We start from the raw sequence: 12,249 nt of genomic DNA, 5'->3' as shown, positions 1-12,249 counted from the left end.
TAAATAATAATTATTGGTCATTTCAATAACTAATAAAATACCTGTAATGGGTGCGCGAACCGTTGCGGCAAACAGTGCACCCATGCCTGCAATGGCGAACATTCCTGGGTCAATCGCTAATTGTGGTAACAGTTCTTGCGCAATCAGGCCAAAGGCGTAGCCAAACAGCGTGCCTAATGCCAGCATTGGCGCAAAAATCCCGCCCGGAGCACCAGAACCAAAGCAGATCAAGGTGGTAAAAATACGGCCAATGAACAAAAGCAGCAAGATAGCGGCACCATAGTCACCATTGGTGATATTAGGGATCAGTGAGATGCCACCTCCAGTCAATTCTGGAATATACAATAAAGTTAAGCCAAAACAGCCTCCCAATAGTGAACCCGTGAGTAAATATCGCTTACGATCATTGCGATGAATTCTGGCAAAAATATCTTGTGATAGTGTGATTAAACGGTTGAATAGCACACCGAAAATACCAAACAGTCCCCCAAGCAGCAGAAACAGCCACAGTGAAGCCAGCTCTGGTGCTTGATATTGCGGCATTTGGATCACAGCATGTTGGCCATTAATCACACGAAAGACGATATTTGCCGCCACCGCAGAGACAATGACGGCACGTACTGAAATGAGGGTATAGCGAAACTGCGGGCGCATCTCCTCTATCACAAACATGATGCCTGCCAGCGGCGCATTAAATGCGGCAGCTAGGCCTCCAGCTGCGCCAGAGGCTAAGAGTGAGTGGCGGGTATCGTCATTTTTGATGCGGAAAATATCCGACACCATTCGGCCAATGGCTCCCCCCATTTGAACCGTGGGCCCTTCACGTCCCAAAACCATACCAGAACCTAAGGCGCCCATACCGCCAAAAAACTTCACTGGCAGTACTCGCCACCAACGAACGGGGCGCATACCATCCATCGCGCCTTCAATTTCAGGAATGCCAGAACCGGCGGCTTCGGGCGCAAACCGGTGCACAAGGAAATAACCGATAAACGCCAACGCTGCACTGATAAGAAAAGCGGCCAACCACAAGGGTAAGATATTACCAATCTCACTTTTTAACCACTCGGTGCGTGTTTCTGAAACCAGGTGCACAGCGGCTTCAAAGTAAGTACCAACAATCCCAGCAAGAATACCGACAATGAGCGAAAGAAAAAGGATTGAGAGTGGTGTTTTGTCCTTAGAGAGAAATTGGTTAATCGTATCTTTTGGAACTTTTGCAAGCAGTGACTGTTTCAATCTCTCTCTTTTGGTCATGTAAAAAAGGGCCTCGATTGGTAAAATGTGAACATATTTTGTTACAGAATTATACGCGCCAAAGTGATTAACTATAGCGTCAAAGCTGCAATGTTGATTTTCATATCTGGAAGATGGAGAGATTCTCTACTAAAAACGAGATCTGAGTTTAAAATGAGTTAAAAAAACAGAGATTGAACCTTGCTAAGCCAGCCAAATGAACCATAGTTAAAACGTAAGGCAGATTCAGATATCGTACAGGGAGGAATTCAAGCCTTACCTACAATTTGGATGGAATCAGCAATATTTCAATTCTATGTCCTCGTTTATGATCGGGTTGCATCTATAGTCCTCCCGATTCGCGAACTCACGATTGAGTTACGAGGGGAAAGGCGCGCTCACCGTAGTGCGCCTTTTGTCGTTTATGTACCTCGGCTCATTGTTCCTGTCTAACTGGCAAACCATGCACTGGCTTCTTATTTCGGTATATACTGCCGCAAAAGGAGTGCTGACATGACAAAAAAAGTACCAACTAACATTATTACCGGTTTTCTTGGTGTAGGAAAAACGACGGCCATTTTGAATTTATTGAAGAATAAACCTGCTGATGAAAAGTGGGCGGTTTTGGTCAATGAGTTTGGAGAAATTGGTATTGATGGGGCGATGATGTCTGACCAAGGCGCGCTGATCAAAGAAGTACCGGGCGGCTGTATGTGCTGTACCGCGGGTGTTCCTATGTCTGTTGGAATTAACGCCTTACTTAGGCAAAAGCCCGATCGTCTATTAATTGAGCCAACAGGGCTTGGGCACCCTAAGCAAGTGGTGGCAACTTTAACTTCTGATCAATATGCACCGTATGTCGATTTAAAAGCCACGATCACTTTAGTGGATCCGCGCAACTTGCGTAATGAAAAATACACATCCAACCAAAATTTTAATGACCAATTGGCCAGTGGTGATGTGGTGATTGGCAATAAAGTGGATCAATGCACTAGTGCTGATGTGGATGCGTTTAATGACTGGGTGACTGATCAATCACCCGCGAAGATTTTTAGCAAGTTAGTCAAGCAAGGTGAGTTGCCTTTAGAATTATTAGATATTGAACGTCTTCACGGCGCAGCTTCTACTCATATTGAAGCGCATCACCATCATCATGCTTCGTTAGAACCACAGTTTGCGTTACAGCCGGGTAAAGCGTTTGTGCGCAAAGAAAATCGGGGCCAAGGTTATTTCAGTTGTGGTTGGTTAATCGGCGCTGAATACCATTTTGATTTTGATGAGCTTTTTTCTATGCTGAGTGCCCTGACCGCTGAGCGTGTTAAGGCGGTCGTCAATACCGATAAAGGATGCTACGCCTTCAACATCAACCAAGGAGTCGTTTCAGTGAATGAGATGAGCTTAGAAGGGTTTGAATCACGCTTAGAAGTGATTGACTCACAGCTCATGCCATGGGATCAACTCGAAGCGGTATTGCTGAAATTGGCGGGTATCTCTCAATAGGATCCAAAGAAAAAACCAACAAAGAAAGAACAAAGAAAAAATGAACTAAGAAAGGCGAACTGGAACGGCTTCGTCTTTCTCGTTCACTTTATAACTTCTTATAATGCGTTGAGCTATTTATGGCTGTCTTGTTGCGTGATCAACGCGTTCATCAGATAAAATCTGCCCATCTTTGATATTCACTATTCTGTGAGTTCGCTTCGCTAATGCGAGATCGTGAGTGACGACAATAAGCGTTCGTCCTTCTTGATGAAGCTCATTGAACAGGGCTTCAATTTCAGCGCCTGATTTTGAATCTAACGCACCTGTCGGTTCGTCGGCTAAGATAATTTGCGGATCATTGACCAACGCGCGTGCAATCGCCACCCGCTGTTTTTGCCCCCCCGAGAGCTGGTTGGGTTTATGCTGCATGCGATCGCCAAGCCCCACTTTTTCTAATAGTGTTGCTGCACGTGCTCGGCGCTCTTTTAATTTTACTCCGCGATAGACCAAGGGTAGGGCGACGTTATCGAGAGCATTAGCGTATTCGAGCAGGTTGAAACTTTGAAAAACAAAGCCAATTTTTTGATTACGAATATGAGCCAATTGATGGCTGCTGAGCGAGGCGACCGCCTTGTCGTCCAACTGATATTCACCCGATGTAGGAACATCTAGGCAACCGAGGATATTCATTAAGGTTGATTTACCCGAGCCTGATGGCCCTAGAATAGAGAGAAATTCGCCTTTTTGAATCGATAGCGAAACGCCGTCTAATGCTTTGACCAACTCTTCACCACTGCGATAGTGCTTGCTGATATTGGTCAATTGAACAAGGTTTGGTAAGTTTTGTTTATTCACTTTGTAATGCCTCTAATGGCGTAATGCTAGCCGCGCGATTGGCGGGAAACCACGCGGCAATCACACCGACAATCGCCAGCGCCGCGATCACAAGAAAGACAATCGAAAACGACAGTTCGGGTAAGGGTTTCCCTAATTGCTCAAACAGCATATTGCCTTCTAAGGGAGCGTATCTTAATAAGGTGATCAGCCCGTAAGTGGATCCTAAGCCAGCTAAACCGCCAAGCGACATCGTGAGCAAGGCTTGCACTAAATAATGGAGTTTGATGGTGGTTGGCGTAGCTCCGACGGCCATTCGTACACCGATGTCTCGCGTGGATCGTTTTACCGTGGCGTACATGACATTGGCAATACCAATGCCTGCTACGCCGAGGGTAATAAGCCCAATAATGCCCAAAAAGCCTTGTAGACCGAATAAGAAACGGCGCATGCTTTTTTGCCTCAATAGCATGTCTTCGACTTGCAAGAGCTGCGTGTCTGAAGCACTGGCACCGTACTTTCTGGCGATCACTTGCTTAATCACTTGCGCGGCTTTTTCGCGATCGACCGTGGCATTGAGCTGCACATTGATCGCTGCAATCGCTGCATTGGGGCTAAAACGTTGCCAAGTGCGAAAAGGCACAAATACCGCGTAGTCAATAGGGGTTCCTTGTTCTACCTCTGCACTTGTCTGCGCTATCACGCCGATAACGGTAAAGTTTTCATCACCTATTTTTATCAATTGACCTACAGGGTTTATGCTCAGCGTCTGGGGTTCCAGCCAACTCCAACCATCCTCAGAATTGAACAATTGCACTGCGGCGTTATAACCGAGTACAACCACTTTACGCTGCTGTTGATTATCGAGCGGATTGATCCATCGCCCTCCTTTGGCTATCTCAATACCAGTTAAGGACTGATATTCTGGGTTAACCGCTAGTGGGCGCTGCCAGGTGCCATTGTCTTGATTGCTGACGCGTTTATCCCATTGTGCGCTGACTTCAGCGCGTTGGATAAAGGGCAGTGCGCGAACAAGCTCAACATCATCCGCTTGCAAAGAGAGGGCTTTCCCTTCAAAAAAGCGTCCGGCGGTCTGGCTGGCATAACCCCCGGTCACATAGAGTAAATTGCCATTGCCACTTTGTGATGAGCGTGTCAGCCCTTGGCGTAATCCTTCGCCTGTTGCGAGCATGGTGGCGATGCAAAGTGTGCCCCAAGCCACCGCTAAAATAGTGAGTAGCAAGCGCAGTTTTTCGGCCGCCATCTCTTGATAAATTTGCCTGATAGGTAACATCATTATTAAGCCCTCGCACTTAAGGCGATGACGGGGGTGAGATTGGCGGCACGCTTTGCTGGGAAATAAGCAGCCAGCAGTGCAAACAACGTGGTGACGAGCAGTGACCAGCCTAGAGCTGGCACAGTGATGACTGGTTCGCCGAGCCAATCAGGTAAGCCGATGTAATTCAGTAATAGCACCACCAGATAGGAGAGGAGCATTCCGAACACTGCACCTAATGCCACTAGCAACCCACCTTCTAAAATAAACTGGCGCAAAATGATCTTCGGTGTTGCGCCAATGGCTAAGCGCACACCAATTTCCCGCGTTCTTTCCGTGACAGAAAGGAACATGATATTGGCGACGCCCAAAGCGCCGACCGCAAGCGTCATCGCTCCACTTGCCCCTAAGAACAGCTGTATACCTCGAAACAAGGCATTGAAAAACTGAGCGCCGCTGCTGAAGTCAGGTAGGTTTATGGCCTCAGTATCGCTCGGATCAAAATGTTTCTGTTTGGCGAAGAAAGAGAGGATGTTCATGCGCAATACCGCTGCGGGTATCCCTACGGCGGGCTGCACAAGGAAAAATTCAGGCTCACTTTGCCAAAGATCAGTAAAAGCGCTGCTTGGGATCATCACTTGGCTGTTTTCATTGTTTATAGAAATGCCCCCTTCTTGCTGCTGAGTAATACCGACAACCGAGAAAGGAATGGTATTGACTTTGATCGTATCACCAATAGATAGCTGACCAACTTGTGCCAACTGCCAACCAATCACCGCAATTCGGGAATGGTTTTGCTGATCGCTGGCGTGAATGCCGCGTGACCCCGCGGTCAGTTGCAAGTTGCGCAATGCTAAAAATTGAGAGTCGATCCCGCTGACGTAACCGGGAAGCATTCGGCCTTTTACATTCGTCACTTTAGCATCCCATTTTCCGTAGATAACTGATAATGCGCTGATGTTTGGGTGCTGTGCCAAAGCGCGCATTTCCGGCTCTGAAAGGGTAATCGCTCGTCTTGCCGCAAGGCCTTGCCAAGGTTTGGTGGTTTGACTGGGGAAAGCCATTTGTGTATCGCTCATTAACAGCGCGAAAGATTGTGTATTGACGCGATAAAATCCTTCACCTAAGGCAACGAGCACTAAAACAGAAACAATACCCCAAACGATAGCAATGACCGCGAGGGCGCTGCGTAGCCGATGGGCAAGCAGCGTTTGCACGACTTGCTGTAGGCTTGAGATCATGAGTGCAGAGCCTGAGAGAGCGAAGCGATCACGTCATCATCTAACTGCCCAGCAGCTTGCAGCAGGCCAATCCGCTGCTTCCAATATTGGTACAATCGCCGTTGTAGACTGTTTTTACTGTTAAACAGAGCGTTATGGGCGTCAATCAAATCAGAAGCTTCAGTCATTCCTGACTCATAAACGGTTTGTTTACTTTTTAAAGCTTGCTCTCGTGAGCGGACTTGTAACTGAGCCATCTCCACTTGTCGCCAATCCAGATGGATTTGGCTAAAGCCACTTTGAATTTTGCGTTTAATCTCGATATCTGCCTTGCGCAGTACTTGCTTGGCGCTTAAGACTTGCAGCGCAGCCTGATCGACCGTGGCGCGCGTGGAACCATTCAAATCCAACGGAATTTTTAAGCTTAAACCTGCACTGAGATCCCCATCTCGACCCTGATCATTGTCTTGGTAAGAAACACTGCCAGATAAGGTGGGATAATATTTGGCTTTGGCTGCATCTCGGCCAAATTCAGAAGCGGCGACTTCCTGCTGGGCAGCCAATAACTCAGGGCTGTTATTCTGCGCAAGCTTTAACCATTCAGTTTCGCTACTGACCTGCATTGGCGGTTCAATGAGGTCGGTCGTTTTAATTTGGTCAATGTGCTGTGGGTCTTGATTGATGAGCGCGATAAGGGCTGACTTTTTCTCTTCTAGAGCAGCTTGCGCACTGAGTATATCGGCTTGCTCATCGACGTGGTTAGCACGCATGTCTTCCAATGCCGTTGATCGAATTTTTCCTGCTTTGTAGCGCTGCTCGGTAATCTTCAGCAGTTTTGCACCTTCTACGAACTTTTGCTCAGCAAGTTGTAGATCGCCTTGTGCGCTGGCGAGATCGAGATAGGCATACAGTAATGTTGCAGCCAGCTCATTATGTGCAGTCTTCACTTTTAATTGTGATGCCACATAACTTGCTTGAGATTGGTCGAGCTGTGCCCAATTAGCGCTATCCCAAATGGTTTGGCTTAATGTGGCACCATAGCCTTTAGTGTTGTTGCCATCATCATCCCATGAAGTATCAGCGTTGACTTCAAAAGAAGGTAAAAGTACACTTTTGGTACTTCGGACCTCTGTTTCACTGATTTGAGATTGGATCTGTGCTTGTGAATAAGTAGGGTCAAAAGTTTTGGCGGCTTGCCAAGCTTGTTCAATAGTGATGGCGTGAGCTGAAAAAGTCACCGCGCCACAGAACGTCATTAGCGCGGCTGCTAGCGCATTACGTTGAAAAGGGCGCTTAGTGGTCATCTTTGCCTCCGAATAAACTGTTGTCGATGATCACATCGTCCGCTGATAAACCCGCAATCACTTCCACATTAATGCCATCGGACAAACCTAAGGTTACGGCGCGCACTTGGTAACCTTGTTCTGACTGATCTGGGATCAAGACTTCAGGTTTTTCACCGCTAAATCGTAATGCGCGTTCTGGAATGGTGATGACGTTTTCCACGCTCTTTAATGTAATCTGTGCGGTAGCAGAAAAGCCCGAGCGAATCACCATATTGTCAGGAAAGCGAATCTGGTTAATCTCCACTTCAAATCCATTATCAAAGCTAGTCGTTTTAGTATCACTAGGGTTATTCAACTTATCAGATTGAACCGCAACTTTGCTTAATACGCCGCTGATTTCTGCTTCTGGATACGGTGCTAACGTTAAGTTGACGGCCATCCCTGCGGCGAGTTGTGCCGCATCATGTTCACTGACACTGCCTTTGAAAATCATGTCATTCATATCGGCAATCGACATCATTTCAGTTGCCGCTTGGCTTGAGGCAGTGGAGATGATCGGCTCTCCTACTTCCACTTTTAGGTTTAAAATGGTGCCATCAATGGGGGCGACGAGTGTGGACGTAAGTTTCGAATCGCCAACCGATGCTTCACCGCTGCGGATCAGCTCAAGGTTCTGCCTTTTTTGTTGCACTTCGGCTTGTTTTGATTTCAGCTCTGATTTTGCTTGGATTAGCTCACCGTAGTTTTCCGGCACAATCTTTTGTTCAACTAACTGCTGCAAGTTTGCCAGCGTCTGTTTGGCGGAATCTAAGCTCGCCTCACTTTGCATTAATTCGGTAGTCGCGTCAGTTAACGCTTGCGGTGTTGGATTTGGGCGCACTTTGATCAAAGGCGTGCCCAAAGTAACTTGCTCACCGACCCGATGATAAATTTCACCGACAATCCCCTCAATTTGCGATTTTATAGATACCGAGTGAGCTGGCACGATTTGGCCAACAGCGATTGCCTGTTTGGCAATATTTCCCTGTTCGACCGTCAGAGTGGGGAAAGCCGAGAGAGATTCATTGCTATTGGTAGTTAGGTAATAGCCCCCGCTGATTAAGGCGGCGCTAATTACCGCGATGGCCCAACGCTTTTTCATGAACAATTCCATATCAAGGAGAAAATAAACAATGGTGGTATGACTTGAGTGTCATCAGAAGGTTCCTTCATGCTATAGAAGTAGCGCATAAAAACCTGTATTGATTTGTCATGATAATGTCAGCTAGAAATAGCAAACAGCATGCAGTTGTCTGTTCTGATGAAAAGGGCGATCATCGACCGCCCTGATGGTAATAGTAGAAATGAGGTGTAGCGTAGAAGGATCCGAGAGGAATTTAGCGTTTATTACGCAAATAACGTTTACGGCGTTCTACTTTTTTGGCTGCTTTTTCCTCGGCTTCTCTGGCCGCTCGTTCTTCCACTTCCACTAACTCTTTGGTGATCATTTCAGGGCGTTCAAGAGTAATTTGGCCGAGAATACCTTGGCGTAACTCGTGCAGTAGGATCTCCGACGCTTTATGCAGATCAATACGGCCACCGGGGCGCAGAGCACCACGTTTGCGGCCAATTTCTTCCATCCATTCCACATCAGATTGAGGTAGCTCATCGATTTGATAACGCTCTTGCAAACGCTCAGGATAAGCTTGCGCTAAATACTCAACAGTATAAAAGGCTACATCCTCATATTCCATTGCAGTATCTTTTACTGCGCCAGTAGCAGCTAGGCGAAAACCACTGTGCGGGTTTTCCACTTTAGGCCATAAAATTCCCGGAGTATCGGACAGCACAATGCCATTTTGCAAATTGATACGTTGTTGGCGGCGAGTAACGGCGGGTTGGTTACCTGTTTGAGCCACAGCGCGACCGGCTAACGTATTGATGATGGTTGATTTTCCTACGTTCGGGATGCCCATGATCATGGTGCGAATATTTTTTCCCACTTCTTCACGATGTGGTGCCAACTTACGGCAAAGTTCCATGATTTTATGCACTTCTTGAGGGTTAGACGTGGTTACCGCCATTGCTTTCACCCCTTGTTCTTTCTCAAAATGGTCGATCCACAATTGCGTCATTTCAGGGTCTGCTAGGTCACGTTTATTGAGTACCTTCACACACGGTTTATTACCACGCAAATGGGAGATAAGTGGATTCTCGCTGCTAAACGGGATACGAGCGTCCAACACTTCGATAATCACATCAACTTGCGGAATGACCTCTTCGATCTCCTTACGTGCTTTATGCATGTGTCCCGGAAACCATTGAATTGTGTTGTTAACCATTTGAAAACTGCCTTTTAATGTAAAAATTCTGCTGGTGGAGGTAGAGAGTTTTTATTGATGTTTATGAGAATCATCAACAAGGTTTACTGATAACCACCGCAGTTTTAGATGTGATGATGTTAACATTTAATTGGCGAGGCTGGAATCTAAGCTGTGCGGTGAACTTTACGTGTTCTGTAAAGGTGGGGTGGCTTAGGATTGACGACGCTTGTGCAGTTACATCTCTTGTCGGTGAGAGAGCACTGAACCGAGCAAAAATTCGGTCAGATCGTGCTTGGTTAAGCAAGTTTTTGCCCAGCGGAGCAATTTATTGCTCAAGTAGTCAAAAAACCAAAGTTAACCTATTGAAATATAATAATTTAACACTGGCATTGCTTTTGCTTAGTGAGGCATTACATTATGCGATGCGATTCACGAAAAAGGACCAAACCATGCCAGCCGCTCTTCGAACCATTTCTTACCAAGCGTTATTAAACGCAGAGCAAGCCCATATGCCAACCGTAAGATTATGCTCTACGCAGGGGAAACCGTCATGATCCTCTCTTGGTTTCAACAGCAGCAAAATCATCGCTATTGGTTAGTTGATCGCAAGCTTCACAAGCAGGCCTTACAGCAAAATGGGGGCTTTGGATTTGAAGAGGCCGTGCCTCTGTTCTATGGTGCAATGTTTACTGAGGTGATGCCACTCTCTCCATGGTTAATCCCTGTTTCTGAATCGGTATTGTCGCTCCCTGAAGCGTTACTTGAACAAGGTATTGGGCTGTCAAGCCATGCAGTGGGTGATGAAGTTTTGCAGCATCTTCGCAGTTTATTAATTGCCGGATTAGAGGGCGAGGAAGTGATGTTTCGCTTTTACGATAGGTCGGTCATTATTGCTATGTTAGCGCGAATGGACCAATCAGAAGTGAACCAGTTTTTGGGTAATATCAATCAATTGGTTGCATTAGATAATGGAGACCAAGGCCACGATCGTGATCAAGGCCACTTAGTCACGTTTGACAACACCTCGCACGCGCCATTTAATGCTCAGCAAGGTTCTTGGTGGGTGATAAAAGCACATCATCTTGATAAACAAGAGAACTTACCTTTGTTAAAAGCTAACCTTGAATCTTGGTTATGGCAGCATTTCCCCAAGGCAATGGACCAGCATCTTACGCAAGGGAGTGATATCGCTTCCATGCTCACACCGTTTCTCTCTGCTGCTGAGCAAACCTTAACGTATCGTGTGATGAGTGCGGCCATCGCGGCGATTATGGGCAACGAATACTTGGCTCAGCCTAGCATGATAGAACTGATCAAAGACAATCAAAATGAAGAGATTAAATACGCTCTGCATGCCTTAAGTCGCCAATTACAACATGAGGGATAATCATGGATTCATTTAACCATTGCGTGCAGTGCAACCCCGAGAAAAACTGGTTGGAATTAGAGTTCATGAGTGAAAACGATGAACCGATTGATGGCCTTGCCGTCACCATTACGAATAAAATTACCTCCAACACACACACGCAAACCACCAGCGCTGGTAAAGTATTATTTGCAAATATTGCCGCAGGTGAATGGCGTGCTTCTGTCAGCCAAGCCTCTTTGTTAAGCGAAGTCGAAAAGTACGCCAGCCGTAAAGAAGGGCAAGAGTCGCCAGTGAAAATCCGTGCATCGGCAGAGCGTGATGCTGCTGAGAAAAACCCGAAACGGTATCACAGCACTACCATAGGTGATTTTTGGGATGAAGCCCCTCAAGATGAGTTTTTGCAAGAGCGTCATAAAGGGATAAATACCAATGCCTCTGCGGAAAAAGCAGGGTTCAGCCTTAGCCACAACCAAAGTTACGTTTTCGAAATCAAAGCACTGCGCAGTTATATGCCAGTGATTATTGATACCGATGAATTTAGTTTGGTGAATAGTTATACCTTTGCGTTGTTGTCACAGCTGGCTTATGCGAGTGATGAATTTGGTATTCCTGATGGTGAAAATCCAAGCTTAGAAGATGGAGGAATTGATTTCATTATCAAGCAGCTAAAGCAAGGTAATAGACCTCAATATTGTGCATCATCGAAAGAGACTTGGCTGTTACGAGAGATACCCTATTCTAAGCATCTGGAATATAAATTTTATAACGATAAGCTTATTGGTTGTGAAGGATATATTTTAAGTAATAGTGATATAGCTATTATTGGAGTGCGTGGAACCCAAACATATTTCGGAAATGAAGAAATTGTTAAATTAGCCGATAAAAACACCACAAAACCTGTTAAAATGTTAAATCCTGTAGCCTTTAGAATAATTGAAGGTCTTGATGGAACCCGAGCCTTTTTACAGTCTCCAGGTTATCAAGATGTCATGTCTGATTTAGATGCATCTCAAATAGCAATACCCGAACTAGATAATGCCTATCTACATAAAGGTTTTTATCAATATGCAAAAGGACTATGGATTCCATTATCTGATGATATCCTTAAGTACCACTCAGATAAGAAATTCTACATTTGTGGTCATAGTTTAGGTGGTGCAGGCGCTCTGATTATCTCAGCTCTAATACAAAAAAACTATAGATCAAATAATTTAAAACTATTTACATATGGTATGCCAAGGAC

The 12,249-nt window shown here is 45.9% G+C and carries 10 protein-coding genes; 3 read left to right on the top strand and 7 right to left on the bottom strand.

Annotated features, from left to right (window positions below; genetic code table 11):
* A partial coding sequence (gene clcA / locus AACU59_RS17645) for a H(+)/Cl(-) exchange transporter ClcA (protein ID WP_161437672.1) occupies positions 1-1,257 on the bottom strand: 1,257 nt, incomplete at its 3' end.
* A gap of 492 nt (positions 1,258-1,749) precedes the next feature.
* On the opposite strand from clcA, the gene AACU59_RS17640 reads away from it, so the two are divergent.
* On the top strand, positions 1,750-2,736 hold the full coding sequence (locus AACU59_RS17640; protein WP_010320211.1) for a CobW family GTP-binding protein: 987 nt from the start codon (positions 1,750-1,752) through the stop codon (positions 2,734-2,736).
* A gap of 117 nt (positions 2,737-2,853) precedes the next feature.
* Here the strand turns inward: AACU59_RS17640 and AACU59_RS17635 are convergent, their stop codons facing one another.
* From AACU59_RS17635 to ylqF, 6 genes are all read right to left on the bottom strand, one after another.
* On the bottom strand, positions 2,854-3,573 hold the full coding sequence (locus AACU59_RS17635; RefSeq protein ID WP_017045357.1) for an ABC transporter ATP-binding protein: 720 nt from the start codon (positions 3,571-3,573) through the stop codon (positions 2,854-2,856).
* Entirely contained in the window at positions 3,566-4,849 is a 1,284-nt protein-coding gene (locus AACU59_RS17630) for an ABC transporter permease (protein WP_094145325.1), read from the bottom strand. The genes AACU59_RS17635 and AACU59_RS17630 overlap by 8 nt, the downstream gene beginning before the upstream one ends.
* Before the next feature lie 2 nt (positions 4,850-4,851).
* A complete protein-coding gene (locus tag AACU59_RS17625) occupies positions 4,852-6,069 on the bottom strand; it encodes an ABC transporter permease (protein ID WP_094145324.1) in 1,218 nt (405 codons plus the stop codon).
* Complete coding sequence (locus tag AACU59_RS17620; protein WP_094145323.1) at positions 6,066-7,352, bottom strand: TolC family protein; 1,287 nt, start codon at positions 7,350-7,352, stop codon at positions 6,066-6,068. Before AACU59_RS17620 ends, AACU59_RS17625 begins: the two co-directional genes overlap by 4 nt.
* On the bottom strand, positions 7,342-8,487 hold the full coding sequence (locus tag AACU59_RS17615) for an efflux RND transporter periplasmic adaptor subunit (RefSeq protein ID WP_094145321.1): 1,146 nt from the start codon (positions 8,485-8,487) through the stop codon (positions 7,342-7,344). The genes AACU59_RS17620 and AACU59_RS17615 overlap by 11 nt, the downstream gene beginning before the upstream one ends.
* 223 nt (positions 8,488-8,710) lie before the next feature.
* Positions 8,711-9,655: a ribosome biogenesis GTPase YlqF gene (gene ylqF, locus AACU59_RS17610; protein WP_013868498.1), complete on the bottom strand. Its 945-nt coding sequence runs from the start codon at positions 9,653-9,655 to the stop codon at positions 8,711-8,713.
* Between the two features lie 508 nt (positions 9,656-10,163).
* Here ylqF and AACU59_RS17605 point away from each other — a divergent pair.
* A complete protein-coding gene (locus tag AACU59_RS17605) occupies positions 10,164-11,024 on the top strand; it encodes a DUF4123 domain-containing protein (protein WP_094145514.1) in 861 nt (286 codons plus the stop codon).
* Positions 11,025-11,026: 2 nt separating this feature from the next.
* Positions 11,027-12,249: lipase family protein (locus AACU59_RS17600; RefSeq protein ID WP_443281080.1), on the top strand; the 1,223-nt coding region annotated here is incomplete at its 3' end.

Source organism: Vibrio sp. V23_P3S9T160 (assembly GCF_963886625.1).
In the GTDB taxonomy this organism is placed as follows: Bacteria; Pseudomonadota; Gammaproteobacteria; order Enterobacterales; family Vibrionaceae; genus Vibrio; species Vibrio anguillarum.
Note: the sequence above shows the minus strand (reverse complement) of the source record. Positions and strands in the feature narration are given on the sequence as shown.

Coding starts and splice junctions, on each gene's coding strand:
- AACU59_RS17630 (WP_094145325.1), bottom strand. CDS start 4,849: ATGATGTTACCTATCAGGCAAATTTATCAAGAGATGGCGGCCGAAAAA.
- AACU59_RS17640 (WP_010320211.1), top strand. CDS start 1,750: ATGACAAAAAAAGTACCAACTAACATTATTACCGGTTTTCTTGGTGTA.
- AACU59_RS17620 (WP_094145323.1), bottom strand. CDS start 7,352: ATGACCACTAAGCGCCCTTTTCAACGTAATGCGCTAGCAGCCGCGCTA.
- ylqF (WP_013868498.1), bottom strand. CDS start 9,655: ATGGTTAACAACACAATTCAATGGTTTCCGGGACACATGCATAAAGCA.
- AACU59_RS17605 (WP_094145514.1), top strand. CDS start 10,164: ATGCTCTACGCAGGGGAAACCGTCATGATCCTCTCTTGGTTTCAACAG.
- AACU59_RS17625 (WP_094145324.1), bottom strand. CDS start 6,069: ATGATCTCAAGCCTACAGCAAGTCGTGCAAACGCTGCTTGCCCATCGG.
- AACU59_RS17615 (WP_094145321.1), bottom strand. CDS start 8,487: ATGGAATTGTTCATGAAAAAGCGTTGGGCCATCGCGGTAATTAGCGCC.